The sequence below is a fragment of the Sphingomonas pollutisoli genome (assembly GCF_029167165.1).
GTDB lineage: Bacteria > Pseudomonadota > Alphaproteobacteria > Sphingomonadales > Sphingomonadaceae > Sphingomonas > Sphingomonas pollutisoli.
The window spans coordinates 1-25,549 of the sequence record NZ_JARFNJ010000022.1 but is presented as its reverse complement, the minus strand read 5'-3'; the positions used below and the strand labels follow the sequence as shown (position 1 = coordinate 25,549).

Genomic DNA, 25,549 nt, shown 5'->3' with positions numbered 1-25,549 from the left:
TTCGGGCGGGTGCATGTCGAGACTTCGCGATATTTTTCTCCTCGGCTGCGCGACCAGCCTACTCGCCGGGTGCGCGACCTATCGTGCCGAGCCGATTGTGCCGGCGCAAAGCGCGGCCCGCTTCGATGCCCGCACGCTCGACGATCCCCGCCTTGCCGGCTTCATCGCCGCCGCCCGGCCGGACGATCAGGGAAGCGGGTGGACGCTCGACCGACTGACGCTGGCTGCGCTCTATTTCCACCCCAATCTCGATATTGCCTATGCCAGGGCCGAGGTCGCGAAGGCCGCGATCCGCACGGCGGCGCAGCGGCCCAATCCCTCGCTCAATCTGTCGCCACAATATAACGCCACCACCATGATCCCGTCGCCCTGGACGGTCGGCGCGGCGATCAACCTGCTTGTCGAGACCTTCGGCAAGCGCGGCGATCGCACCACCGAGGCGCGCGACCAGGCGGACGCGGCGCGGTTCGATATCACCACCGCTGTCTGGCAGGTTCGTGGCGGCGTGCGCTCGGCCCTGCTCGACTTGTGGAGCGCCGATCAGCATCTCGACCTGGCGCGTCGCCGGCTCGAACAGCAGGCGCAGTTGTTCGAGTTGCTCGAACACCGGCTCGGTGCCGGCGAAGCCTCCGGCCTCGATGTTGCGCGGGAAGCCATCAACCGCGACCAGTTCACGCTCGCGGTTCGCGATGCCGAGCGCGCCGTCGCGACCGCGCGGACGCAGGTGGCGAGCGCCGTCGGCCTTCCTGCGCACGCGTTCGATGGCGTCACGATCAATCTTGATAGCCTTGGCAGCGATCGGCTGGCCGGCGCATCCCCCGCCATCGGCGATCTGCGCCAAGCGGCGCTGACCGGACGATCGGATGTTCAGGCGGCGCTTGCCCAGTACGAGGCGTCGCAATCGGCGCTGAAGCTCCAGGTTGCCAACCAATATCCCAATCTGAGCTTCGGCCCCGGCTACACCTATGACCAGGGCGACCGGAAGTTCAGCCTGCCGCTGACGCTCGACCTGCCGATCTTCAACCAAAATCAGGGGCCGATCGCCGAGGCAACCGCCCGCCGCAAGCAGGCCGCGGCAGGCTTCCTCGCGCTCCAGGCGCAGATCATCGGTGCGATCGATACGACTATGGCAAGCTGGCAAGGTGCGACCCGCAGCCTTGCAACGGCCGACGCGCTGCTGGCGGCGGCGCGGTCGCGCCAGGCCCGCACCATTCGTCTTTTCCAAGCCGGCCAGATCGATCGGCCGACGCTACTGGCGGGCGATCTGGAGGTTGCGGCAGCCGAGCTGTCGCGCCTGGATGCCGCTGTCGCGCAGCGCCAGGCGCTGGGCCAGATCGAGGACGCCGTCCAGCAACCGCTGTTCGGCACCGGCGCGCCCTTCGCCATCCCATCCACCAGCCCACGCAGGGTCGAGGAAACGCCTCAATGAATCGAACGCCGCCGCTACCCCCGGGGAAGGTCCGCCCGTCGTTGACGCTGGTGGCGATCTTCACCAGTGCCCTGCTACTCGCAGGCTGCGATTCCCCCGAACAGGAAAGAAGCGAAGCGCGCGCGACCGCCCCGCAGAATGCGGAAGCCCCGCGTGTCGCGACGGTCGATGGCGCGACCATCATCACATTGGACGCAACCGAGCAGAAGCGCAGCGGGATCGGGACGACGATGCTGGCGGCTGCGTCCGGGACCGAACCGTCTCGCGCCTATGCCGCCGTCCTCGATGTCGGACCGCTGATCGATCTGCGCAACGCTGCCCTCAATGCCGACGCGCAGGTGGCGGCGGCACGCGCAAGGGCCGCCGCGTCGCGTCCCGGCGCCGAGCGGGCACGCATGCTCTATCGCGACGCTCAGAATGTCTCGTTGGCCCAGCTCCAGGCGGCCGACGCGAGCTATCAGAGCGACCAGGCGGCCGTGGCGGCGGCGCAGGCGCAGGCCGCGACCGTGACCGCCAATGCGCGAGCGCAGTTCGGCAACGCGCTCGGCGCGCTGCGATCGCCGCTGGTGCAAAGCCTGAGCGAGCGGCGGACCCTGCTGCTACAGGTCACCACCCCACCGGACACGACCATCACGGCTCCGCCGCGTCGGATCACCGTCGTGATCGACGGGCACGGACCGGCGCAAGCGCAGTTTATCTCGGCCGCGACCCGCACCGATCCCAGAATTCAGGGCGCGAGCTTCTATTATATCATTCCGGCGACCTCCGGCCTGGTGTCGGGCATGAACGTCATGGCGCTGCTACCGACGACGACCAGCCGGAGCGGTGTGGTCGTACCGGGATCGGCGATGGTGGTCTGGCAGGGCCAGTCCTGGGCCTATCAGCAGACAGGCCCGCGCACCTATAAAAGGGTGCCGGTCGCGACCGACCTCGCGGCATCGGGCGGGTATCTCGTTGCGACTCTGCCGCCGGGTGCGCGCCTCGTCACCACCGGAGCGCAACTTCTCCTATCCGAGGAACTGCGGCCCCAGACGCAGGCCGCCGGGGACGAAGATTGACCCCGCGTCCGGCCGCGGGCCGGCAAGCCGCCCTCATCACCTTCGCGATCCGCTTTCGCGGCATCGTCGTCGCGCTCTCCTGCCTGCTCGTCGTCTATGGGGTCTATGCGCTCGGGCATGCCCGTTATGACGTTTTCCCGGAATTCGCGCCGCCACAGGTCGCGATCCAGACTGAAGCGGCCGGGCTGACGCCCGAGCAGGTCGAGACACTCGTCACCCGCCCGATCGAGACCGCGGTCAACGGCGTGCCGGGGGTCGAGACATTGCGCTCGACCTCGATCCAGGGCCTCTCGGTCGTGAAAGTCTTCTTCGCGGCCAGCAGCGACATCTACCGCGATCGCTAGCTCGTTGCCGAACGGCTGGCGGCAACCGGCCAGCAACTGCCGCAAGGCGTGCAGGCCCCGACGATCACGCCGCTCACCTCCTCGACCAGCAACGTGCTGGTGATCGGCCTTACCTCGGCCCGTCGGTCGCAGATGGACCTGCACACGCTGGCCGAGTGGACCGTGCGGCTGCGGTTGCTCGCCGTGCCCGGCGTCGCCGACGTCACGATCTTCGGGGGCGACACGCGCTCGATCCAGATCCAGGTCCATCCCGAAAAACTCGTCCAATATGGCCTCAGCCTCGCCGATGTCGCGACTGCGGCGCGCCAGGCGACCGGCGTGCGTGGCGCGGGCTTCATCGACACGAAGAACCAACGGCTGGTGTTCCAGACCGAGGGGCAGTCGCTGAGCCTGGACGAGATCGCCCGCACGGTGGTTGTCGGCCAGGGCGGCACCAATCAGGCGATCGGGCGCGTGACGCTCGGGAGCGTGGCCGAGGTGGTCGAAGCGCCCGTGCCGCCCGTCGGCGGCGCGCTGGTCGAGGGCAAACCCGGTGTCATCCTCAACATTTCCGAACAATATGGCACCAACACCGTAGAGGTAACACAGGCCGTCGAAGCGGCACTGGCCGATCTCCGCCCTGCGCTCGCGACCGAGGGCGTCGCGCTCCACGCCGACGTCTTCCGGCCTGCCAACTTCATCACCACCGCCATCGCCAATGTGCGCTCCTCGCTCATTCTCGGCGGTGTCCTGGTGATCGTCGTCCTGTTCCTGTTTCTCTTCCATCTGCGGACCGCTGCGATCTCCTGCACCGCGATCCCGCTGTCGCTGCTGGCCGCGACGCTCGTGCTGCAATATCTTGGCATCAGCCTCAACACGATGACGCTCGGTGGTCTCGCCATCGCCATCGGCGAGGTGGTCGACGATGCCGTAATCGGGGTCGAGAATATCGTGCGCCGCCTGCGCGAGAATCTCCGCCTCGAGGCGCCGCGGCCAGCGGGACGGGTCGTGCTCGATGCGGTGTTCGAGGTCCGCAGCGCGGTGGTCTATGCGACCCTCGCGGTGATCCTCGTCTTCCTGCCCGTCATCGCGCTGCCTGGCATTGCGGGGCGATTGTTCGCGCCGCTCGGCCTTGCCTATATCCTGGCGGTGCTTGCCTCGCTGCTCGTCGCGCTGCTGGTAACGCCGGCGCTCGCAATGCTGCTCCTTGCCCACAACAGCCATTCGGTTGACGATCCGCCGGTCGTGCGCTGGTCACGCGGGCGCTATGCGCGCATCCTCGGACGGATCGCCACGCGGCCCAAGGCGCTCATCCTGTCAGCCGTGGCGTTCACGCTGCTGAGTTGCGCGGCGCTTCCGTTCCTCGGCGCCGCGTTCCTGCCCGAACTGAAGGAAGGCCATTATATCGTCCATATGTCGACCGCGCCGGGCACCTCGATCGAGGAGTCGCTGCGGCTCGGCGCACGCGTCACTACGGCTTTGAAGGCGATCCCGGCGGTAAAATCGGTCGCGCAGCGGGTCGGGCGCGCACCGCGCGCGGACGACACCTGGGGTACGCATTATAGCGAGGTCGAGGTCGACCTGATCCCGCTGTCGGGTCGCGAGGCGGAGGCGGCGCAGGCCGAGATCCGTAAACGGCTCGCCGGGTTCGTTGGCGCGAACGCCTCGGTCAAGACCTTCCTGACCGAACGCGTCGAGGAAACGCTGTCGGGCTACACCGCCTCGGTCGCCGTCAACGTGTTCGGCAATAATCTCGATGTCCTAGATCAGAAGGCGGCGGAGATCGCGGGCGTACTCGGAGCCATCAGGGGTGCAAGCGAGGTCCAGGTCCAGTCGCCGCCCGGCCTGCCGCAGCTCACCATCCGCCTGCGCAAGGCCGATCTGCTGCGCTGGGGGCTGAGCCCGGTCGAGGTGCTCGATCTGGTCAGCACCGCCTATCAGGGCAATGTGGTCGGCCAGACCTATGAGGGCGCGCGGGTCTTTGACGTGATGACGATCGTCGATCCGGCCAGCCGCGGCGATGTGGCCAAGATCGGTGCGCTGCCGCTGCGCACGCCCGGCGGCGCCTTCGTCCAACTGAGCCAGGTCGCCGATATCTTCATGGCGCCCGGCCGCTACCAGATCCAGCATGAGGGCGCGCGCCGGCTGCAAACCGTCGCTACCAATGTCGCCGGCCGCGACGTTGCCTCGTTCGTCAAGGAGGCGAAAGCAGCGGTCGCCGCCAAGGTGAAGCTGCCGTCCGGCAGCTATATCAGCTTCGCGGGCACCGCCGAGGCGCAGGCCCGCTCGCAGCGCGACCTGATCCTGAATTCTCTGATCGCAGGCATTGGCATCCTGTTGCTGCTCTCGATCATCACCCGCAACGGGCGCAATTTGATGCTGGTGCTCGCCAATCTGCCGTTTGCGCTGGCCGGTGGCGTGCTGGCTGTCCTCGTCACCGGGGGAACATTATCGCTCGGATCGATGGTCGGGTTCGTGACCCTGTTCGGCATTACGCTCCGCAACTCGATCATGATGATCTCGCACTTCGAATATCTGGTCACGGTCGAGGGCCGGAGCTGGGGCCTGGAGACGGCGATCGAGGGCGCCGCCGATCGGCTTGTGCCGATCCTGATGACCTCGCTGGTGACCGCGCTTGGCCTGTTGCCGCTCGCGATCGGCATGTCCGATCCGGGCCGAGAGATCGAAGGGCCGATGGCCGCCGTGATCCTCGGCGGCCTGATGACCTCAATGCTCCTGAACCTGCTCGTGCTGCCGACCCTCGCCGTCCTGTTCGGGCGGTTCGAGCCGATGGTGGACGAATTGGAGGAGCGGACGACTTAGCTCCGGTTGCCAGCGCTTCCATCGTCATGGGCGTTGCGCGATCCAAGGCGGTTTTCAGGATTCATGTTACCTCCTTGCGCTCGCCCGCATGAGCAACGAGGTTAAGGACAAGATTCCATGGATCATGCAATTGTCGGACTCACGGCATTTCTGGCATCCGCCTTGACCCTCTACTCGGGCTTTGGTCTGGGCACCGTGCTGCTTCCGGCTTTTGCGCTATTCTTCCCGGTGCCGACCGCCGTCGCGGCGACAGGCATAGTGCATCTGCTGAACAATATCTTCAAAGGCGGCCTTGTCGGCAAAGCGGCCGACTGGCGCACCGTCCTTCGTTTTGGCGTGCCGGCGATTCCCGCGGCCGTCATCGGCGCATGGCTGCTTGCCCGTCTTGGGCAGGCCGGTCCGCTTTACGTATGGAGCGCGTTCGGACACAGGTTCAGCGCGACCGGCGCCCGTGCGGCGATTGGCGCCCTGATGATCCTGTTCGCTCTTCTCGAGATGCAGCCATGGTTTCAGAGGCTCGCAGCGCCTCCCCGGCTCATGCCGCTTGGCGGGCTCATCACCGGATTGCTCGGTGGCTTCAGTGGTCAGCAGGGCGCGCTGCGTTCAATGTTCCTCCTCAAGGCCGGTCTCGCTCCTCCGCGCTACATCGCAACCGGTGTGATGATCGCCATCCTCATCGACCTGTCGCGGCTGCCGACCTATGTGATGAACTTCAGCGCCACGGAGGCCGTCAGCGGTGATGACTTTCGGCTGGTTGCGACAGGCACATTATGTGCCTTTGCCGGCGCCTGGACCGGCGCGCGCTATGCGAGAAAGGCGACGATCGCCACCGTCCGCATCATTGTCGCAGGGCTTATGCTGGCCATCGGCGGATTGCTTGCAAGCGGCATTCTTGGTGCATGAGGGGATGTGCGGCCCTTTGCGCCACAATCTTCGTGATGCTATGTTCCAGCGGCTGTCTATGTCGAATGGCTAATGCGCGTACAGCGACGTGCCAACCCGACGAACTTCAACGGGTTGGTTGTCCGCACCATTTCGAAAGAGGCGCGCTGTCCATTCACGGTAGCGGCCATGACGATGACCAGAGCATTGTGTGGAAATGTGGAGAACCGACTTTCCGCGCAAAACGATGCGACAACAAAGGGATAGTGCAAAGGGGCCTTTTTGATCACAGGAGGCCGATATGAACGAAGTGACCGCCGATTATTGCGAACGGCGAATCCAGCAAGAGAAGCAAGCCGCAGCGACGGCATCTTGTGCCGAAGCCGCGCTTGCTCATGACCAGCTAGCTCGCGAATTCGCCGCCAAGGCGCGCGAACTGCGATCGGCGGCTGAAAAGCCAAATCGGGCTTCGGGCCGTTCCACGCTCACATTGCGTTCTCCCCAGTAGGATAGCGAGCCGAGACCGGGTCTCGACCAGAGGCCGGGCTCCCAGCGCAGAAGCTTTTGTAGCCTGCACCGGCAATGTGGCAGGAGCCATATATTGCAGCTTGGGATACGATATTCGCTTTATCGTCCTCAGCCGGCAATTCTCCAGCGTCATGCTCAACCCAGGGCCAGCCTGCATCCAAGCGCCAGGAGAAGGGCAGGCGGCATCACGGCGGTGCCGACCTTCAGGAACCGCCAGAAGCTGATATTCTCACCCTCACGCCTGATAGCGGACAACCACAGGATCGTCGCGAGCGACCCGGTGATCGAGAGGTTCGGGCCCAGATCGACCGCGATCAGCAAGGCATCGGTGACCTGATGTGGCGGGGCAGCTTGCGCGATCGTGGTGCTGGCGATCAGGCCGGCGGGCAAGTTGTTGGTGAGGTTCGTTGCCAGCGCGAGCATCGTCGCGCTGCCGAAGGCGGCGCGATCCGGCGCGATGCTTACTGCCTCGCGCAACAGGCTGGCAAGCAGAGCGACGAGTCCGCTGCGATCCAGGGCCTCGACCAACACGAACAACCCTGCCACCAGCGGCAGGATGCCCCAGGCGATCGACCGGAGCAGTCGCCACGGCGCTTCACGGCGGAAGAGAAGCGTACCGCCGGCCGTGCATGCGCCGGCGATGCACGTCCATAGCCCCAACGGCCGATCGAATGCGGAGACCGCGAGCAGCAGCACCGCCGTGCAGGCTATGCCTGCAAGCGCGACTCGCCCGCCACGCGTCAGCGCCGACATCGCGATATCGCTTGCCACGGCACCGCGAAGCCGGTCGCGCTCGACGAAGCGCAGGGCCGCATAGGTGGCCGCGATCGAGAGTATTGAGGGCAGCGTGAAGCTCGCGAGCCAGGCGCCCAGCGGCGGCATATGGCCGCCGTAGAGAACGAGGTTGGCGGGATTGGAGATCGGCAGCACGAAGCTTGCCGCATTGGCGATCATTGCGCAGGCGAAAAGCATCGGCAGCGGATCGATCTTCGCCTTCTTCGCCGCAGCGTAGACCGCGGGCGTCAACACCACAGCGGTGGCATCGTTCGATAGGAAGATCGTCACCAGCGTGCCCACCGCAAATATCAGCGCGAAGAGGCGGGGCGAGGAGCCCCGCGCATGCACAACCGCGTGCTGGGCCAGCCAATCGAACAGCTCCTCGCGCCGGGCCGCTTCGGACAAGAGCATCATGCCGATCAGAAACAGGTAGACATCGGTGCCCTTGCGCACGGCGTGAAGCGCATCGGCGGCGGGTATCAGGCCGAACAGCAGAAGCAACGCGGCCCCGGCGACCGCCCATGTTGCTTCCGGCAACCGAAACGGCCTGACGATCACGCCGGCAGTCGCAGCGAAACAGATCGTCCAGATGAGCGCGGCTGGGGTAGTCATGCCACCTCGGATACGTTTCGTGTTTCCGTACCGGCGCAGGTGAAGCGCAGTGCGCACGCGAAGGCGATCCAAAGAGAGGACGACGCGAAACCACCAAAGGTTAGGCATGGCGCGCGACAGCCAAGACGTTGCGCGATCCAGCTACCGATCACCGCAATGAGCGAGGTGCCGGCCCTTCGCACCGTCATCATCGCGCCTTGCACGACATTCACTCGCTCTGTCTCCTCGGGCGGGCACGCATCAAGAGGAACGACGACGTTTTGCAAACCGCCTCAATATCGTCCCGCGCCCGCATCGGACTTACACCGCAACGCCCGACTATCGAAGCCGCCACCAGTCCACGTATCGGCCGGGTCGCGAAAGACAACGATACAGCCAGCCAATAACCTCTGGCCGCCACTTGCATGGCGGCGAGCGATGCCAGGATCAGCTAAGGCACGGTGCCGGTTAGACTCAGCTTTGCCGTAAAAAATCTGCCTGAATCGGGTAATGATCCGAGGCGGCGTCGGTCGCTGCGTCCCGGAGAACGGCATAGTCGATCGCCAACCGCGCGAGCGGTGGGGTGACGAACACATAGTCGGAGCGGAACGGCACGAATTCGGTATTTGCAAAGCCCGCGCCGGGCACTGTCGGTTCGGGATCGCGGCGCAGATGTCCGGCTACATCGACGAATCCGGCCTGCATCAATGCTGTGATGGGACGGCGATCCATCTTCCCGTCAGGGCCGACATAGCGCGCGCGATAGCGCGCGGGCAGGCTCTCCAATCCCACAGGGTCGGGATCGTCCGGCCCCAGCGAGTTGAAGTCCCCGCCGATCACGGCGAACCCATCCTCGTCGGCATGGTTATAGAGATAGCTGACCTCGCGCAGCCGGACTGGGGTGCCATTGGGGCAGAGATGGACGCTGATCGCGGTGAGCGGCTGATCGAGACCGGGCACGCGCAGGCGCGCGATCGCGGCGGCGTGATGGAAATGGACGCTATCGCTCTCGAAGGCGAGTATCTCGATATCGGGCTTCACGAAGATGGCCGTATTCTGGCCGGTCACCGGTGCGGGCGCGACGAGCGCACGCCGTTCCAGTCTGCGCTCCATCTCGAACAGCCGCTTGCCGCCTTCATCGAGAAAACCCTTCAGTTCCTGGGCCAATAGAATGTCAGGGTCAGCCGCACGGATGATGTCGATCTGTGCCTGATACCGCTGATCAGCTATGCCATCGAAGCCACCGAACAGGGTATTGTAGGACATGATTCGCATGGTGGCCGCCCTCATGCCGTGGCCTCACGATGCTCATCGCGCGCGGCGGTCCACACCTCGCGGGCCGCGTCCATATTCATGAACGCAATGGCGACGCCCACGATCACGTCAGGCCAGATCGAGCGCCAGACAAAGGCCGTAATCAGGCCGGCGCCGATGATCGCGACGTTGGCGAGTGCGTCGTTACGCGCCGACAGAAAGGCGGTCTTGCTGAGGCTGCCGCTGTGGTGGCGATAGCGCACCAACAGGAAAGCGCAGAACAGATTGATGAGCAGCGCACCCAGGCCGGTTACGGTCAAAGGCAGCGGGGCCGGGGGAAGTGGCACCTGGAATTTCTGCCAGAGCGTCCAGACGAGTGCGAGCGCTGGCACCAAGAGAATGGCGGACAGCGCCATGCCGACTTTGGCGCGGCGACGCATAGTCCAGCCCATGGCGGCGAAGATCAGGAAGTTGACCGCGGCGTCCTCAAGGAAATCGACGCTATCGGCAAAGAGGGAAACCGACCCGATCGACTGCGCGACCGCGAATTCGACCCCGAAATAGCCAAGGTTGAGCAGCGCTACGGTACGCACTGTCCGACGGAAACCCGCATCCATGGTGGTCATTTAACACTCCTTGTCGACAGTAGGCACCATCAGGGCTGGCCACGTCCCTCGCGATTTTCGTCCTGGGCATCGAAGACCCGGTGCGCGTAAGCATCGAGCAGGGCTTCGCATTCGGCGAGCCGGTCGGTAGCCTGGCCCGCGAGCCCCGAGCCGTAGAAATCGAGCTTGCCGATCTTGGCGAGCCAATTTCTCAGCTTCTTCAGATCCTCGTCATTCTCTTCGAGTTCGGCATAGGTGAAGTGCTCGTCGGCGGTTTCTCTCGCGATCTCGGCTTCGAAATCGGCGCACTTGCCGAGAAACTCGCGATATTCCTCATCGCGATCGGCATTGAAGCGCGCGATGACTTTTTCCTCCTGCCCGCGATCGAGCCCGACCGTTTCCAGCAGCACCGACTCCCCGGCCAGCTCGGCGATGTCATTCTCGAGCATCTTCAACCGGCGCAGATGATCGTCGGTCTTCGGCAGGAGGCAGACGCCGTTCTGCAGATAGACCGCGCCCATCGCCTTGATCTTACGCCAGACCGCAACGCGGCCCTTCGCGGGCTCGGGGGGCACCTTATAGGTCAGCAGCAACCAGGATCGTGTAGCCATGGCGCAGTTATGATGTTACCATCGTTACATGTCAATCGTTCACTACATTAAATCATTCGAGATCGAGATGCGGTCGGCGCATAGCTGTGTGATCCGGATCGCTGCCATTCTACTGGCGAGTATCGATCTGGCCGGGATGTTCGGTATTGGCGATCCCAAGGTCGATTGCTGGCTGGCCATCGCGGGGATATTCGCGCTTCCGGCATTCGCGATGGCCGTCCTGCTGCTCACGCCTCGGCGTTAAGCACTGGTTCCCGACGTGCCGACGCCTCGTCCTGTCGGCTCCGTCATATGATGGGCGACCCAGAGGAAGAGAGGAATGGCCGCAAGTTCCGTGATGACGCAGAAGGCGATCGTCGCGGTGAGCGATCGATCGTAGAGGAAGCCGATGGTAGCACTTCCCAGGAACCAGAAGACGCCGTAGCCCGCCGTGAACAGGCCGAATGCAGAGGCCCGCCGCGCGGGCGACACCATCGGCGCGACGGCCGCGGGGATGATCGACTCATGAACACCCATGCCGAGGCCCCAGACCGCGGCGCCGGCCAATGCCACCCAGAATCCACCGAGGAATACGAGTGGGGCAAAGGCCGCCGAGAAGATGGTAAGGCCGATCAGCAGCCGGAACCCGAACCGGTCGAACAGCCGCCCGAACACCAACGATCCAGTGCCGCTGACCGCCATCGCGATCGCATAGAAGATGGCGATCCATTCCCCGGGTACGACATGCGTCCGCGCGAAATGATAAGCGATGAGCGGATAGTCGGCGAAGCCGGCCGCGACCAGCGCTGCGCCTGCCAGATAGACATAGTATATCCGCGGGAAGGCACCGTCGACGACAGCGCCAGCTTTCTCCAGATCCTGGGGCCGCGGATAGAGGCGGCGGGCAACGAACACGAGTGTCAGATTGATCGCCGCCGGCAGCGCCAGCACGGCGAACGCCTCATGATAGCTGCGATGGTGGGCGAGGACGACCGCCATGACCAACGGGCCGAACATTGCGCCGAACTGATCCATCGCCTCGTGGATGCCGAACGCCCGGCCATAGCCTCCCGCCTGACGGGCGGCGTGCGAAAGCATGACGTCGCGTGGCGGGTTGCGGATCGCCTTGCCGACCCGTTCAAGAATGATCAGCACCGCCGCCATCTGCCAACTTCCGGTAAAGGCGAGCAGCGGCACCGAGATCATCTGGACGACATAGCCGAAGATGGTGATCGGCCAGAACTTGCCGGTGGCGTCCGCCCAGCGCCCGGAGACCAACCGCAGGCCGTAGCCGAGCAACTCGCCAAAGCCGGTGACCAGCCCCACAATGGTCGCGCTTGCGCCGAGCAGGGCGAGATAAGGACCAAGGACGCTGCGCGCGCCTTCATAGGTGAAGTCGGCGAAGAAGCTGAGCACGCCGATCAGCAGAATGAAGCGCAGCGCCGTCCTGCGCCCAGGCGAGTGATCGCTAGTGGGCGGTTCTTCTGGTTGGCTTGTTTCGACCATCGCCTTGATCCTTCAAGAGAGAAGCGCAGGCACCGCGGCGCTCCTGCCTGTTCCTTCCGCCATCATCATTGACCGTCATCCAGACCGACGGTCCGCCCAGCAATGCCCGCTGCATCAAAATATTCGGTTCCGCCGGCCGATTGAACCTTCAGGACGGTCGCAAACCCATTTGCTGCCGGATTGGCTTTGACCAGATTGCGCGGCGCGGCGACTGGTTTGCCGCCCACCAAGGCTTCGGTGATCAGCCGGCCCTGAAGCGAGCCTCTGGGCGTTACCGAAAGCCCGAGAAGATACGCGGCAGTCACCCCGATGTCGGCATTACTAACCGGCGCCGTATCAACCATCTGCTTGCGAAAATCAGGACCGATCGCCGCCATGAAGTTATGCGTGTCAGCGCGGCTGAAGCTTCCGTGCATGCCCTGGCCTTGCTGCAGCGTGGTGTCCGCGACCTGCGCCGAGCAGAGTTCTGCATCGTCGCACCCGGTCGAACGACTGGCGAAGCCTACGACGATCGACGGGCGAGGCGTCCGGGCATTACCGACCAGCTTGATCCGGCTGAGCGGCAACGTCCCCGGAATGGAGCCAAGCGCATCATCGACGAAGATGGACGTGGTATAATCCTGGCCCGTCAGGAAGGTGACGATCCGGGGCGCGATGTCCCGCGCATTCGTTCCCGGCAGATAAATGAGGTCGGTGCCCCCGTTGGCGGCCACGATAGCGTCAGGATGTGCGGGATCGGCACCCAGAAGTCCGTTTCCAGCCTTGGGATGCTGGCCCGCCGCGACATCGATGCGCCGCCCAAGATCGGCATCGTACAATGGCAGTGCGAGATCCTGCGCCAGATCGATCGCGAGGAATCCCGGCGGCAGGAAGCCTTCAGGTACATCGTTGTAGCGGATTTTCGCGGCGCCGCTCGTCGCGCTCTGCCGCGATATGGTGGAAAAGCCGTGGTCGGCGATGACGAGGATATTCGTCGTGCGCGCGAGGCCGAGCTGCTTGAGCGATCGACGCAGCGCGGCCAGCGCGTCATCGGCGTTGCGGATCGCGGCCATGGACGTCGGACCATTGATGCCGGGGGAAAGCTGGTTGAGGCTGTCGCCCTGGTTATGCTGCGTGCCATCCGGGTCGCGCGACCAGAACACCATGGCGAAAGGCCGGCCGGCTCGTTTGAAGCGGGGCAGCACCACCTTTGTCGCGACATCGACGAACCAGCGCTCCTGATCGAGATTGGCGGTCAACGTCCCGGGCGTGCGGGCGTCACCCGCCTTGCCGTTATCGCCCCTTCCTGGCGTCTGCGGCGCCAGGCCAGCGATGGCCAAGGCCTTCTTCACGTCATCCGCGATCGGAAGGCCGCCATCGCGCCCGCTATTATCATCCAGAATGAGCGTGCCGGTTCCGGTGCGTGCCGTTATGTCCTGGATGGCAACCGGACCGAGCTTGCCGATCGCGGCGGTGGATAGCCCCGCCGCATTGGCAGAAGCGAGGATGCTCGTCTCGTCGAGATAATTGCCCTCCAGCCGATCGTTGAGTTCGCCCAGCACGGCATCGTTCTCGAGGAACGGCGTCGGGCTTCCACCTACGGCCGAAACCGGAAAGCCGGTATAGATGGAGTTGGCGAAATCGCCGGTGTCGCCGAGCTGATGCCCGGTGGCGATGGCCGAGGCATTGGCGGTGGTCAAGGTCGGGTAGACCGAATGGCTGTTGCGCAGGTCCACGCCGTCGCTGCGCAGTTTTGCCATCGCGGGCGCCGTTGTGGGCGTGACGATCCGCGAGCGCAGGCCGTCGGCCACGAAGATGATGAGATTGTGGGGCACGGGCTTTGCCCGATGCCGGGCAGGCGGATGGGCAGCGGCGGCCTGAACAAGAAGGAGTCCGGCGATCGTTGATCCAAGCCAATATTTCCGCATCTTCTCTTTTCCCTTTTGCGGTTCGTTTATCCGTCAGACCCAGCCGCGCGCGAGCGCGACGATCATCGCGCTGCCGAGGATCATGCGATACCAGGCGAAGATCGAAAAGCCGTGCCGCCCGACGAAATTCACCAGCCAGCGCACGACGACCATGGCAACCAGGAACGAGGTCAGCAGCCCGATCAGGATCGGCACGGCATCGTCGACGGCGAGAATGGATCGGTTCTTGAAGAGGTCGAAGGCGGCCGCGCCGAACATCGTCGGTATCGCGAGAAAGAAGGAGAATTCGGTCGCGGTCTTGCGCTCGACGCCAAGCGCCATGGCCCCCATGATCGTGGCGCCCGAGCGGGAGACGCCGGGGATCAGGGACAGGAGCTGGCATAGGCCAACGCCGAAAGCACGTCGGGGCGCAATGCCCTCGACGCCGTCCGACGGCGGTCGGCGCCCGAGCAGTCGTTCGATCGCGAGAATCGCGATCCCACCGATGATCAGACTGATCGCCACCACCCAGGGCGAAAACAATACGTCCTTGATGAAATCGTGAGCGAGCGCGCCTACGACCGCCGCGGGCAGGAAGGCGAGCAGCACATTGACGACGAATCGGCGTGCGCCAGCATCGATGCCCATGCGGGACGCGACATCCCACAGGCGTCCCCGATAAAGCCAGCAAATGGCCAATATCGCCCCGACCTGGATGACGACGTCGAGAACCTTCGCCTGTCGCCCGGTATAGCCGAGCACCTGTTCGGCGAGGATAAGATGTCCCGTCGAGGATACCGGGATGAACTCGGTCAGCCCCTCGACGATACCGAGCACGATCGGCGCAAGGAGCGACTCCACGCTCATCGGCGCCGCGCGCTGCGCAGCGCGCTCACCGCCAGGATGAGACCCAGCCCCGCGAACAGCAGCACAGCTTGCCATGCCGACGGCAGCGCCAGTCGCCTGATACCAAGCGCAACCAGACCAACCCAGAGGACAATCGCCACCGCGAAGCTGCCATCATCGACGAAAAGACCGAACAGTTCGGCGAAAATATTGCGAACCCATCGCATGTCTGTCTCCTAGCCTTGCGTCCGGAACGGGCTCATCGCGGCGGACGCGCGGCACAGGCCTATCGAGGCCAGGGCGATGATCAGGAAACCCGCGCCCAGCGCGAGGAGCGAGTAATCCGCGCCGGGCCATGCGACGCCGATCCCTTCGCCGACCCAGAAAGTGCCGAACGCGGACAAGAGGACGCCGACGGTAAATTTAAGCGCATTCTCGGGGACGGTCGCGAGCGGCCGGTGCAGCAGCACCCCGAGTCCGACGACAGCGATCAGCGCGGCGGCAGCGCCGAGGCTCGCCGGGACGAGGAGATCCTTGCCGCCTGCAGCGAACGCGATGACGATGAAGACGACCTCGATGCCTTCAAGCATGGTGATCTTGAACGCGCTTGCCAGGGCGACTGCGTCCCAGCGCGAACCGGCAAGACCCTGCTGGCGCAGCGCGTCGGCCTCCTTGGAAAACGCGGCCATCTCGTCATGCAGCGGAACGACCCCCGCAGCGCGGAGGATCGCCTTGCGCAGCCAGCGCATCCCGAACAGGGTGAGCAGGGCCCCGACGACAAGTTGCACCATGGCCAGGGGGATGCGGGTCAGCGCCGGTCCGAGCGCGATCACCAGCAGCAACAGCAGGGCGAGCGCAGCGGCGCTCCCGCCCAGCGCACCGCGCCATCCGCGCACGGTTCCCACCGCCAGGACGACGGTCAGCGCTTCGACAAATTCGACGAGCGAGGCCAGAAAGGAGGCCACGATGGTTGGGACGGCGTGAACCCAGGCGTACATCAACGCGGACCTCGCGGCGACCACATGCAATTCTTGATCGGCTTACCCATCGTCCGCGACTCCGCCGCCCATCAGGTAGTATTTACTACAACATGCGCTGATTGAATCCAATCACTACATTGTCGTCCGATGGGTACTGGTCGCCGTGCTGCTGTCGCCCGGCGCGCGAAATCCAACAGGTTGAAGCGCCGACTCTTTTGTCGAACCAGCGGTCTGAGCGATCAATGTATCGCTGTGTCGACCTGTGCATATCGGCACGACGAGCGCCGGCCTTCGATCTGGCAACGGTTTACGACCTTGCTGTCGACGCTCCAGACCTTGACCTTCCAGGACGTCGGGCCTTTCCGTTCCATGGTCATATAGCCAAAGCCATCGACCCAGGAGCTGAACGCATCGACGATCGCACCCGGTCCCGGTGCGACATTGGCCGGCGGCTTGGCGGGCAGGGGCACCCTGTCCTCCTGCGTCCCCGAGAAGCCAGTGATGAATTGCGTGGGATGCGGACTCGAGAAGCTGAGCTGTTCCCAGACATGGACGTGGCCGGACAGCAACACATCCACGCCGGCGGGCAGCAGCAGGGGATTCAGCGTTTGGAAGACGGACTGGATGCCGCCGGTTCCGCCGTCGAGCGTGCCCGGCTTTTCGCCCCCGCTGATCGCAAGGATCGGCTTGTGGCCAGCTACGATGTTGTAGCTGGCCTGGCCGACCAGCCGGTCGAGTTCCACATAGCTGTCCCTGAACGGCGTAAACCGATAATCGTCTTGGCCGATCGGCTTGGTCCCCGATATCGCCAGGTCGAGGACGATGATCTGCGCGCTTCCACCGATCGGGATCGCATAGGGCGCGCTCGTATCGCCAATCTGATCCTGGGCGGGGTCGTTGCAGTCGCGCGTGGTTTCAAGCCGCCGCGGATCGAGAAAACGCCACCAGCCCTGACCGGCGCGCGAGCAATTCTCATGATTGCCCCGCACCACGATCCAGGGTGCAGCCTGGAGGAGCGGCGCGGCGGGGGCAAAGAAATCGGCATTCCACGCATCCCAGCCATAGCCCCAGGCTGTGCCGGCGCATCCGGTATTCCCGGCCGGGCATGGGTTTTCGCGATAGAGATAATCGCCGACATGAACCACCAGATCCGGCTTCCATGCCGCCGCTTTGGCAGCGATCGCCGCAAAGCGATACTGCTTGGGATCATTGCACGCCTGATAGGCGTTCTCGCTGGCCTTGAGCCGGCACCCGGTATCGCCAATGACAACGATGCGGCGGGCATCCTTTCGCGGTACCGGGATCGTCTGGCCGCCAATGCGCGCGCTGTGGGCGCCATTAGGGATGGTCGCCTCGCAGGTCAGCGCAGGAAAGGCGGAGGGTTTGCTCTTGTCCGGCCGAGATTGGGTCGGCCGGAGGGGCTCCGTCGCCGGGACGGCGCGCACGTGCATTTCCCGCGGCACCCCGTCGGTCGTCAGCGTCGGGCACGCAGTGTTCGTCGTCACGACCCGCGCGATAGCCGCACCGTCCGGGCCCATCACCACATAGGCGGCCTCGAGGGGAGCCTGGGGCTGAGCGATGGCCGGCACCGCAAGCCCGGGAGTAACCAACGAGACGGCAAGGGTGGCGACTCGGCGAAGGCTTCTATGTCCCAGCATTTTCAAAACTTCGCCGTGAGGCTGATGCTGACTTCACGGCCCGGCTGGAAATAATATTGATCGTATGGCGCGCCATTCACGGTGATGTTCGTGACCTTGGTGCTGTCGAACAGGTCGGAGACCGTGCCCTCAACCGCGAACCTCCCAAAATCATATCCCAGCGACACGATCGCCGTATTGTAGCCGGGAATGCGATAGTCTGGCGTCTGCGCGTCGTCGCCGTATTGCACACCGGTATATTTGTCGATCAGCGACGCCTTGATCCCGCCATGCCTGTAGAGAATCCCGCCAGCCGCGGTCATGAACGGGGCATTGGCCACCTGCAAGCGCGTGTCCTTGGTTTTAGCGTAATTACGCGATGCATTGGCAAAGAGCGCAAGACCATTGTCGAAAGCGTATGTTACCTGACCTTCGATACCCTTGTAGAGCGCGCCGCCAGAATTGTAGAACACGGTGTCGCCTGCTCCGTCCTTCTTGCTTTGAAACTTGTTGGTGAAGTCGATGCTATACACATCGGCGTCGATTGACAGATGCGAACCGTGATAGACGAAGCCCAACTGATAGTTCGTCGACCGCTGCGGTTCGACCGTGTTCTTGGCTGGATTTTGGATTTGCAGCACGTCAAGCGGCGGCGCCAAAAACCCGCGGGCATATTGGGCGTAGATCGCAAGACCATCGATTGGCTGATAGTTGATCGTCACGAACGGCAGCGTGTCGTCCCAGCTTTCGGAGAAAATCGCCGGTGCGTGCGTCTTCTGGTTGGCGATCGCGTTAACCGAACGGGTGAAGTCGATATATTTGATGCCAGGCGTGATCTTCAGATTTTCAAAAGGCCTGATTTCCAGCTCGGCGAAAAGCTGTTGCTGGTTGCCGCGTGAATCCTGATCGTAATTGATGTATTTGGGGACGCCGGCCGGCGTCTTTTGATTATAATCGAAGGCATTGGCAGCCGGACCACCCGCGGTTAGGTCATATTGATAGCGCTTGCGATGAGTGACGCTCCACTCAATCCATGCGCCGGTGGTCAATGTGGCCGGACCGAGGTCGATTATGGCTTTGGCGATGTCGCCATAAACCCGGTAGCTGTTGAGCTTGGTGTAGCCAGGTACGTGGCCGATGATCTTGGTTTTTCCATCCGCAGCGGTCACCTGATTGGGCGTTCCGCCGGTCACGTCCGCGGCCGAGAGCGTGGAATTGTTGTAATAATAGGTGTAAGTTCGGTTTTCGAACCGGGTGCCGGGCGCAATGTCGGCTTCCAACTTGACGATCTCGAAATCAGTCGTCTTGTCGGTGTAATTGTAGCCCTGATATTGTGGTGTCGTCGGATCGTTGTTGAGGCTGAACGTCTTGCCAAATTGTGCGACCTGCGCGAGCGTTGCGCCGTCATTGTCCGGCTGGTTGAAATGGTTCTTGTTGTAGGTCGACACCAGCGTCAGTCGCACGTCCGGGCCGATCGGGATCACCACTTTCCCGAACAGGTTGGTCTGGTGATAGGGCGAATAGGTCAGGCGGCCGTCAGTGCGGACATATTGCCCGCCGAGGAGAATCTGCGTGCCGCCGAGCTTGTCGATCGAACCAGACTGCAGCATCGCCCGGCCCAGGAACGTGTTGAAGGTGCCGTAAGCCGCGCGGAACGTCGCGCTCGGATCCTCACGCGTTGCCCGCGAGAACAGGTTGACGCTGCCGCCGAAGGTCGCCTGGCCAAGATTGCTCGCGTTACCCGGGCCGCGATCGACGACCAGCGTTTCCACCGTATTCGAGGGGAAGAAGGTATTGCTGTGATGTGTCGGGTCATTGGTGTCGCCGAACGGAACACCATCATAGGTGATGTTATACTCGCCGTCCTGGAAGCCGCGCAATTGCCCCTTGGATTCGCTGACACCGACGCCTCCATTGCTGCCCGTGTTTGAGAAGCTGGGGGTGATCAGTGCAAGCTGGTTGAAGTCCGCGGTCGCGGGCAACGAATCCTCGATGAACGAGCGCGAGACGATCGCCTGCGGCTGGGTCGTCGCCAGTGAAACCGTGACTGGGGCAATCTCATTGGCCTTGGTTGCCGTCACGACGATGTCACTGCCTTCGGCAATATCGGACTTTTGAGGAGCGGTCGCCTCGGGGGTGGCCTGGGCCCATGCGGGAGCGACCATCAGCATACTCGTCAGGGTGACACCCGAACAGAAACTCGCCTTCATCGCCTTCATCGAAATCCCCCTCTTGCCGAATGGACGATCGTTCGCGATGGCTTTTCCCCTTGAGGGCCGACCCGACCATTCGGCCGGTACGACACCAATGCGCTCTTTGGCGCAGTTTCAGGGGCAGACCGCGGCGATGTCGTCCAATTCCGATTCGTAGTATTTGCTACCTAGATTGGCGATGTGACAGAATCACTACACGCACCGGGTACGCGATTCGTGCCTCCCACCACATTTGAAACGAGCGCAGCGATGTCCGAGACCAGAAAGACCGATCTGCTGAGCGCGCGTATCGAAGCATTGCGCGACGCGCTGCCTGCCGCCGTGTTGCGGGTTGCCCGCTATATCGATCAGAACAGGGTGGCTGCGCTCGCGAGTTCAGCGACCGAACTGGCTCGAGCCATCGGAACATCCGATGCGACGGTGGTACGGGCTGCGAAAGCGCTGGGCTTTTCCGGGCTGCCGGACTTGCGGAAAATCATCGCGGAGAGCCTCGATAGCGGATCGACGCCAGCTGCAAACATGAAGCGCACTTTGGCCAGAATCGACGCGGGTACCGAACATGCGATCGATTTCGTCCTCGAAACCCATCAAGACGCGATTGCCGCGCTCAAGACCGAGGCCACCCGCCTCATGCTCATCGCGGCCGTGTCCACACTCAATTCCGCCCAGCGGATCGTCGTTTTCGGTATCGGTCAGTCCGGTCCATTGGCGCGCTATATGAGCATATTGCTCGGCCGGAGCGGCCGACGCTCTGCGACATGCGACGCCAGCGGCATCGCGCTCGCCGACCAGCTCCTCGATTTGCAGGCGGGCGATGCTTTGCTGCTGCTCGCTTATGGCGGTGCCTATCAGGAGGTGGAAGCAACGATCGAAGAAGGCCAACGGCTCGGCCTGCCGATCGTTCTTGTCACCGACTCGCTGGAGCAACGCCTGGCGGAGCGCGCAACCATCGTCGTGCCGGTGCGACGCGGTAAAGCCCGAAAAGTCGCACTGCATGCGGCCACGGTGGCAGCGCTCGAAGCGATCGCGCTCGGTCTCTCGGCGGTGGATCAGAAACGGTCGGTCGATACATTGAGTCGATTGGGCGCTCTACGTGAAACGATTTCACGACCGCGGAAGACGGGCAGGGGCTCGCGGCCGTCCCGACGCTGAAAGGCAAGTCCGTCGAATGGGCGCTCGATGAAATCAGCCTTTTCTCGGGTCACCACCAATCGAGCGCGCGCCGCTCAAGAGCGTCCGTGATGACGGCAACTCCAATTGTTGACTGGCGCCGCTAGACGCGGCGATCAGGCTGCCCTTCGCGAACGCGCAATTTCGCGGCCGATATTCCGCTTGAATAACGAGCCGCCGGTATAGTCTACAAATTCCAGCGAGAGCATATCCGGATCGCTCCGAAGGCATGTAAAACCGGAACGCGCGTTACAATATTCGGTCCCTTCTACGGCCTGAACAGGACGCACCTCGGACCCCGCTCCCGTTTGTATAAGGGATAGGCCATCGCGATCGAGAAATTGAAGATCGTGATCGTGCCCGGCAAGATATGCCTGCACGCCATGCCGCTTGAGGATCGGCTCGACCTGCGCGATCATTTCCGGTGTGTTTCCGTGCGAACTGCCGCCGGAGAAGATCGGGTGATGCCCCGCTACCAGTTTCCAGGGCGCGCGCGAGGCTGCGAGCTCGCGATCGAGCCAAGCCAATTGCGTGCGCGTGTCCTGCGTGAGCACATTCGCGCGGATCGGGCCATCGGATTCGGTCCGATATTTGTTCACCAGCGGCGATGTGTCGAGGATGAAGAGGTCCAGATGGGGGGCGCCGATGTCAACGCCCGCAATTTTGTAATAGCGGCTCGGCAGTCGCCATCGCTTGCTTGACCCCGCATATTCGAGTTGGGCTTGGGGATTGCCCCGATAGTCGTGATTTCCGAGGCTGGCATACCATGGCGTTTGCAGCGACGGCGCCGTGTAGACATGTTCGAACGAGCTTTGCCACTGCGGATCGTCGGCACTCTGAACACCATTATCGTAGAAATTGTCGCCGACGGTGACCACGAAACGGCTGCCAATCTGCTTGGCCGACCGGCCCATCGCGTCCGCTACATCTTGCTGATGGGATGCTCCGTCTCGACCCCAATCCCCTAGAACGAGGAAATTGACCGCCGGAGGCGCTGCCCGCGCGGGGATGCGCACGACCGCGGTGGCGGCAATCGCGGTCGCACCGATGATCGCTTCGCGTCGTGACAAAAGCATAGCAAGTCTCCCTTGCTGCCTCTTTGCAAGATTTAATGACGATTTAAAGATGGCAACTGCCAGCATGGGCAGGCCGAGATGTCATCATGCCGGCTGTCTTACACCGGCGGTGCTTCTCTGGGCGCGTAGCGACTTACTGACGAGCTTTGCATTGACTGTCTCAGCCGTCTCGTACCGTAGCTGCGTCGAGATGCGGAAAGCAGCCGCATGTCCGCTTAAGCGGGGCCGTCTCAGGACGACGAGGTCTTCGACTTGAGCGGGAATAAGGGGGCGGGCGCCTGCTTGGCTGGCGCTCCCGATGGCGTCGCTGCGGGCCTTACCGTCCAAACCTCGTCCCAGTCGCCCGGGTTCTTCATGGCGTTTTTCATCACCATATATTGCGCATCGACCGCAGTAAGGGTCGGTGTGGGCTGGTCCGCAATCCACCCGATCAGGTCATGCAGACGCTCCAGCAGCCCTGAAAGGCCTTTCCGTGAGCCGCTACGACGCTGCAGTTTCTGCTCTGCGGCCAGAATGGTCTCGGCGCTGATCGCATTGCCCGCCGCCCTGGGGCCGGCATCGCAGAGTCGATCAAGGAGCTCGATCGCCTTGCCCCAATACCAGTCGCCCTTGTTATCGGGTGCCGCTCGCGCGCAGGTGATCAGCAAATCGCTGGCCAGGCGCGAGACCTGATCGAACTCCTGGGGACGAACAGATCCCAACAGCCTGTCCATTAACGGGGCCGAAGCCGCGCTCGTGACAAACGGCTGGGCGGAAAACGCATAGATGCGCTCCCACGTCGACTCGGGAAGCCAAGCACGATCGCGATCGCGCCGAAGCTGAGGTACGATCTCCTGTGCGAAACACGAGCGAACTATCTCGGCTCGCAAATTGTCGCATTGATCGTTCGTGCCGACGATCCGCGGCGCGAAGATTTTGAGCTGCTGTCGCTTATTGTCCGGCAGGCTGTCATTCAGTCGGACGGCGAAAGTCCGGATGAATGGTGATGCGGTCCTCGGATCATCCCTGTGTCGTTCTCCCGCCAACAAGGCGACGAACGTCATAACGCAAAGGCGGTTCGATCGTGGATCGCCACGGCCGGGGATCAATTCGACGCGCTCGAAAAGGCGCTCCAGGGATTGTGAGGTGGGAATCGCCGGCTGGGCTGCTTGCACGACATCAATCTCCTACCGCTTTTCTTACTTCGCAGTAGGAGTCATCAGCCGCGGCGAGCGCGGCGGTTATGGGGGACTCCATCCCCAACCTCGACATGATACTCGGCTTGCCCCTTGTGGGTCAACAGACATCCACAAGGCGCTTCAATCCATGAGATCTTCGAGCAAGAACAGCCGCGCGTTTGATGCAGAATTGCCACACCGCACCTCTTTTCGCTGCGATGCAGCAAAAAGTTCGATTTTGGTCCGCCTCGACGATTGACGGGTGTCACGCTCTTCTGCATATGCCCGCTCTGGCAATGGATTTCTGCCGGGCTCACCTGAGCCGAACCGCCCATCCGGGCTGATGATTCCTACCGTTTGCGGCAACGCAATATGCGGGGGAATCGTGCGCGCTTCGTTTTCGAATCTATTTCACCAGTTCAATCTGGCTGCCTTCATCCGGACGCAGCATGACCATGCTGTCTCGGTTGCGCGCTGGACGATCGTCCTCGTTCCGATGGCGATCGCCGTTGGCTCGCTGTGCGCGGCGTTCCTCTGGAGCCTCGATGTCGCGACACGGACGCGCTTTGCGCACCCTTGGCTGCTGTTCCTCCTCCCGGTCGGCGGATTTGCCATCGGCATGTTGTACCATTGGATGGGCAAGAGCGTCGAAGGTGGCAACAATCTCATCGTGGACCAGATCCACGAGCCTGGCGGCGGCGTCCCGTTGCGGATGGCACCCCTGATCTTCGTCGGCACTGTCGCGACGCATCTCTTTGGCGGTTCGGCAGGTCGAGAGGGCACGGCCGTTCAACTCGGAGGCAGCCTGGCCAGCGCCGCTGGTCGCTTCTTCCGTCTCGATGAGTCGGGAGTCCGCATCATCCTGATGGCTGGCATCGCCGCCGGCTTCGGTGCCGTGTTCGGCACACCGCTCGCCGGTGCCGTATTTGCGCTGGAGGTTCTGGCTGTCGGAAGAATCGAATACCCTGCGCTCGTACCGTGCCTCGTAGCAGGTATCGTCGGCGACTGGACCTGCCATCAGTTGGGCATCCACCACGGCGCCTATCACATCGATTATGTATCGGGCAGCGGCGGCTCGTTGATGACGGAGCCTCTCCTGCTGGCCAAGGCCGCACTCGCCGGCATCGCGTTCGGACTGGCGAGCCTCGTCTTTGCCGAAGCGAACCACAATCTCGGCGCCTTTTTCAAGCGGCTGTTCCCGTTCGGACCGCTTCGTCCTTTCGTTGGCGGTCTGCTCATCATCGGCCTGGTCTATGCGCTCGGCACTCGAGACTATCTCGGGCTCGGTGTGTCGGCACCCCCGGGAGTGCCGACGATCGCAGGCTTCTTCTCAGCGCCGGTCGATCACTGGAGCTGGCTCCTCAAGATGGTGTTTACAGTCGTCACGCTCAGCGCCGGCTTCAAAGGCGGCGAGGTCACGCCGCTCTTCTTCATCGGTGCCGCACTGGGGAACGCTTTGGGTGGTTTGCTCGGCGCTCCTATCGACCTCTTCGCGGGGATTGGCTTCGTCGCGGTCTTCGCCGGCGCCACCAACACGCCGCTCGCCTGCACCATCATGGGCATCGAGTTGTTCGGCGCCACCAACGCCGTTCCAATCGCGGTCGCGTGCTTCGTGTCTTATCTCTGCTCCGGACACAGCGGAATCTATCTCTCCCAGCGCATCGCAGTGCCCAAACACGACAAGGGTTTTGTCGTCCCTGATTCAACGCTTCGTGACGCGAGAGCCGCGCGGTCGGCGCTCACCCTTGCACAATTCCTTCCTTTGTCCCCCCTTCTCAGCAATGAAAGCGAAAGTGAACACATGTCTTACCCTCATGAAGTAACTCCCGCCGAGATCGGCATGATCCGGATTTACATGAAGCCATCCGACAAAGTGGCGAGGGCAGGGGCGCGTTCACTCTGGTCGGCAAAGCCGCTGTACCGGGTCTTGGTCGCGACCGCCAAGGACGACGGCATCATGAATGCCGTCGCGCACCACACGCACTATGGCTATAGCAACCATGGCCCGGTCCGCCAGAACGGCGCCGAAATCGCCGATCCGCATCTGACCATGTGCGTCGAACTCATCGGTGAACGCGACAAGCTCGAGTTGTTCTGCCGGCGACACGGCGACCTCCTCTCGGACAAGGTCATCGTCTACAAGGGGTCACTACACGAAAGTACGTTTTACGTACGCTAAGTGCGAACGAACCGGCAACATCACGGCTTGGCGGTCGCG

The 25,549-nt window shown here is 63.1% G+C and carries 20 protein-coding genes, 1 pseudogene and 2 riboswitches; of the genes and pseudogenes, 8 read left to right on the top strand and 13 right to left on the bottom strand.

What is annotated here, in order from left to right:
* Window positions 1-13 precede the first annotated feature (13 nt).
* The 5 genes and pseudogenes from PX554_RS25065 to PX554_RS25045 all read left to right on the top strand — a co-directional run bounded on the left by PX554_RS25065 (window position 14) and on the right by PX554_RS25045 (window position 7,023).
* Window positions 14-1,429 (top strand): TolC family protein, encoded by a 1,416-nt coding sequence (locus PX554_RS25065; protein WP_275504860.1) that lies wholly within the window; start codon window positions 14-16, stop codon window positions 1,427-1,429.
* Window positions 1,426-2,487: an efflux RND transporter periplasmic adaptor subunit gene (locus PX554_RS25060; protein WP_275504859.1), complete on the top strand. Its 1,062-nt coding sequence runs from the start codon at window positions 1,426-1,428 to the stop codon at window positions 2,485-2,487. Before PX554_RS25065 ends, PX554_RS25060 begins: the two co-directional genes overlap by 4 nt.
* A pseudogene (locus PX554_RS25055) lies at window positions 2,484-5,633 on the top strand (efflux RND transporter permease subunit). The gene PX554_RS25060 and the pseudogene PX554_RS25055 overlap by 4 nt, the downstream one beginning before the upstream one ends.
* Before the next feature lie 117 nt (window positions 5,634-5,750).
* Window positions 5,751-6,536, top strand: coding sequence for a sulfite exporter TauE/SafE family protein (locus PX554_RS25050; RefSeq protein WP_275504858.1), 786 nt, complete (start codon window positions 5,751-5,753; stop codon window positions 6,534-6,536).
* Between the two features lie 280 nt (window positions 6,537-6,816).
* Complete coding sequence (locus PX554_RS25045) at window positions 6,817-7,023, top strand: hypothetical protein (RefSeq protein ID WP_275504857.1); 207 nt, start codon at window positions 6,817-6,819, stop codon at window positions 7,021-7,023.
* 155 nt (window positions 7,024-7,178) lie between these two features.
* On the opposite strand, the gene PX554_RS25040 is transcribed toward PX554_RS25045, so the two are convergent.
* The 4 genes from PX554_RS25040 to PX554_RS25025 form a co-directional block, all read right to left on the bottom strand.
* The gene (locus PX554_RS25040; protein WP_275504856.1) at window positions 7,179-8,432 is read right to left on the bottom strand and encodes an arsenic transporter; all 1,254 of its coding nucleotides are present in this window, start codon (window positions 8,430-8,432) and stop codon (window positions 7,179-7,181) included.
* A 453-nt stretch (window positions 8,433-8,885) separates the two neighbouring features.
* A complete protein-coding gene (locus PX554_RS25035; RefSeq protein WP_275504855.1) occupies window positions 8,886-9,686 on the bottom strand; it encodes an endonuclease/exonuclease/phosphatase family protein in 801 nt (266 codons plus the stop codon).
* Window positions 9,687-9,697: 11 nt separating this feature from the next.
* Entirely contained in the window at window positions 9,698-10,291 is a 594-nt protein-coding gene (locus PX554_RS25030; protein ID WP_275504854.1) for a cation efflux transmembrane domain-containing protein, read from the bottom strand.
* A gap of 29 nt (window positions 10,292-10,320) precedes the next feature.
* Complete coding sequence (locus PX554_RS25025) at window positions 10,321-10,881, bottom strand: Chromate resistance protein ChrB (protein WP_275504853.1); 561 nt, start codon at window positions 10,879-10,881, stop codon at window positions 10,321-10,323.
* A gap of 28 nt (window positions 10,882-10,909) precedes the next feature.
* Here PX554_RS25025 and PX554_RS25020 point away from each other — a divergent pair, with 28 nt between their 5' ends.
* Window positions 10,910-11,125, top strand: coding sequence for a hypothetical protein (locus PX554_RS25020; RefSeq protein ID WP_275504852.1), 216 nt, complete (start codon window positions 10,910-10,912; stop codon window positions 11,123-11,125).
* Here PX554_RS25020 and PX554_RS25015 read toward each other — a convergent pair.
* The 7 genes from PX554_RS25015 to PX554_RS24985 form a co-directional block, all read right to left on the bottom strand.
* Entirely contained in the window at window positions 11,122-12,366 is a 1,245-nt protein-coding gene (locus PX554_RS25015; protein ID WP_275504851.1) for an MFS transporter, read from the bottom strand. The genes PX554_RS25020 and PX554_RS25015 overlap by 4 nt on opposite strands.
* A 65-nt stretch (window positions 12,367-12,431) precedes the next feature.
* Window positions 12,432-14,273 (bottom strand): alkaline phosphatase family protein, encoded by a 1,842-nt coding sequence (locus tag PX554_RS25010; RefSeq protein ID WP_275504850.1) that lies wholly within the window; start codon window positions 14,271-14,273, stop codon window positions 12,432-12,434.
* A 33-nt stretch (window positions 14,274-14,306) separates the two neighbouring features.
* Window positions 14,307-15,119, bottom strand: a complete 813-nt coding sequence (locus PX554_RS25005; protein ID WP_275504849.1) for an undecaprenyl-diphosphate phosphatase — start codon at window positions 15,117-15,119, stop codon at window positions 14,307-14,309.
* On the bottom strand, window positions 15,116-15,325 hold the full coding sequence (locus PX554_RS25000) for a hypothetical protein (protein WP_275504848.1): 210 nt from the start codon (window positions 15,323-15,325) through the stop codon (window positions 15,116-15,118). The genes PX554_RS25005 and PX554_RS25000 overlap by 4 nt, the downstream gene beginning before the upstream one ends.
* 9 nt (window positions 15,326-15,334) lie before the next feature.
* The gene (locus PX554_RS24995) at window positions 15,335-16,099 is read right to left on the bottom strand and encodes a COG4280 domain-containing protein (RefSeq protein WP_275504847.1); all 765 of its coding nucleotides are present in this window, start codon (window positions 16,097-16,099) and stop codon (window positions 15,335-15,337) included.
* A gap of 218 nt (window positions 16,100-16,317) precedes the next feature.
* Window positions 16,318-17,667: a metallophosphoesterase family protein gene (locus PX554_RS24990; protein WP_275504846.1), complete on the bottom strand. Its 1,350-nt coding sequence runs from the start codon at window positions 17,665-17,667 to the stop codon at window positions 16,318-16,320.
* A gap of 71 nt (window positions 17,668-17,738) precedes the next feature.
* Window positions 17,739-19,934: a TonB-dependent receptor gene (locus PX554_RS24985; RefSeq protein ID WP_275504845.1), complete on the bottom strand. Its 2,196-nt coding sequence runs from the start codon at window positions 19,932-19,934 to the stop codon at window positions 17,739-17,741.
* Window positions 19,935-20,177: 243 nt separating this feature from the next.
* Between PX554_RS24985 and PX554_RS24980 the strand changes: the two genes are divergently transcribed.
* Window positions 20,178-21,080: a MurR/RpiR family transcriptional regulator gene (locus tag PX554_RS24980; RefSeq protein ID WP_275504844.1), complete on the top strand. Its 903-nt coding sequence runs from the start codon at window positions 20,178-20,180 to the stop codon at window positions 21,078-21,080.
* Between the two features lie 134 nt (window positions 21,081-21,214).
* Here PX554_RS24980 and PX554_RS24975 read toward each other — a convergent pair whose 3' ends face one another.
* A complete protein-coding gene (locus PX554_RS24975) occupies window positions 21,215-22,174 on the bottom strand; it encodes a purple acid phosphatase family protein (RefSeq protein ID WP_275504843.1) in 960 nt (319 codons plus the stop codon).
* Between the two features lie 230 nt (window positions 22,175-22,404).
* On the bottom strand, window positions 22,405-23,328 hold the full coding sequence (locus tag PX554_RS24970) for a hypothetical protein (protein WP_275504842.1): 924 nt from the start codon (window positions 23,326-23,328) through the stop codon (window positions 22,405-22,407).
* Window positions 23,329-23,356: 28 nt separating this feature from the next.
* A riboswitch (Fluoride riboswitch) is annotated at window positions 23,357-23,423 on the bottom strand.
* A 191-nt stretch (window positions 23,424-23,614) separates the two neighbouring features.
* Window positions 23,615-23,691: riboswitch (Fluoride riboswitch) on the top strand.
* A 25-nt stretch (window positions 23,692-23,716) separates the two neighbouring features.
* Between PX554_RS24970 and PX554_RS24965 the strand changes: the two genes are divergently transcribed.
* A complete protein-coding gene (locus PX554_RS24965; protein WP_275504841.1) occupies window positions 23,717-25,510 on the top strand; it encodes a DUF190 domain-containing protein in 1,794 nt (597 codons plus the stop codon).
* Window positions 25,511-25,549: the final 39 nt, after the last annotated feature.

Coding starts and splice junctions, on each gene's coding strand:
- PX554_RS24985 (WP_275504845.1), bottom strand. CDS start 19,934: ATGAAGGCGATGAAGGCGAGTTTCTGTTCGGGTGTCACCCTGACGAGT.
- PX554_RS25005 (WP_275504849.1), bottom strand. CDS start 15,119: ATGAGCGTGGAGTCGCTCCTTGCGCCGATCGTGCTCGGTATCGTCGAG.
- PX554_RS25065 (WP_275504860.1), top strand. CDS start 14: ATGTCGAGACTTCGCGATATTTTTCTCCTCGGCTGCGCGACCAGCCTA.
- PX554_RS25060 (WP_275504859.1), top strand. CDS start 1,426: ATGAATCGAACGCCGCCGCTACCCCCGGGGAAGGTCCGCCCGTCGTTG.
- PX554_RS25045 (WP_275504857.1), top strand. CDS start 6,817: ATGAACGAAGTGACCGCCGATTATTGCGAACGGCGAATCCAGCAAGAG.
- PX554_RS25030 (WP_275504854.1), bottom strand. CDS start 10,291: ATGACCACCATGGATGCGGGTTTCCGTCGGACAGTGCGTACCGTAGCG.
- PX554_RS25040 (WP_275504856.1), bottom strand. CDS start 8,432: ATGACTACCCCAGCCGCGCTCATCTGGACGATCTGTTTCGCTGCGACT.
- PX554_RS25000 (WP_275504848.1), bottom strand. CDS start 15,325: ATGCGATGGGTTCGCAATATTTTCGCCGAACTGTTCGGTCTTTTCGTC.
- PX554_RS25010 (WP_275504850.1), bottom strand. CDS start 14,273: ATGCGGAAATATTGGCTTGGATCAACGATCGCCGGACTCCTTCTTGTT.
- PX554_RS25025 (WP_275504853.1), bottom strand. CDS start 10,881: ATGGCTACACGATCCTGGTTGCTGCTGACCTATAAGGTGCCCCCCGAG.
- PX554_RS25015 (WP_275504851.1), bottom strand. CDS start 12,366: ATGGTCGAAACAAGCCAACCAGAAGAACCGCCCACTAGCGATCACTCG.
- PX554_RS25035 (WP_275504855.1), bottom strand. CDS start 9,686: ATGCGAATCATGTCCTACAATACCCTGTTCGGTGGCTTCGATGGCATA.
- PX554_RS25050 (WP_275504858.1), top strand. CDS start 5,751: ATGGATCATGCAATTGTCGGACTCACGGCATTTCTGGCATCCGCCTTG.
- PX554_RS24975 (WP_275504843.1), bottom strand. CDS start 22,174: ATGCTTTTGTCACGACGCGAAGCGATCATCGGTGCGACCGCGATTGCC.
- PX554_RS24980 (WP_275504844.1), top strand. CDS start 20,178: ATGTCCGAGACCAGAAAGACCGATCTGCTGAGCGCGCGTATCGAAGCA.
- PX554_RS25020 (WP_275504852.1), top strand. CDS start 10,910: ATGTCAATCGTTCACTACATTAAATCATTCGAGATCGAGATGCGGTCG.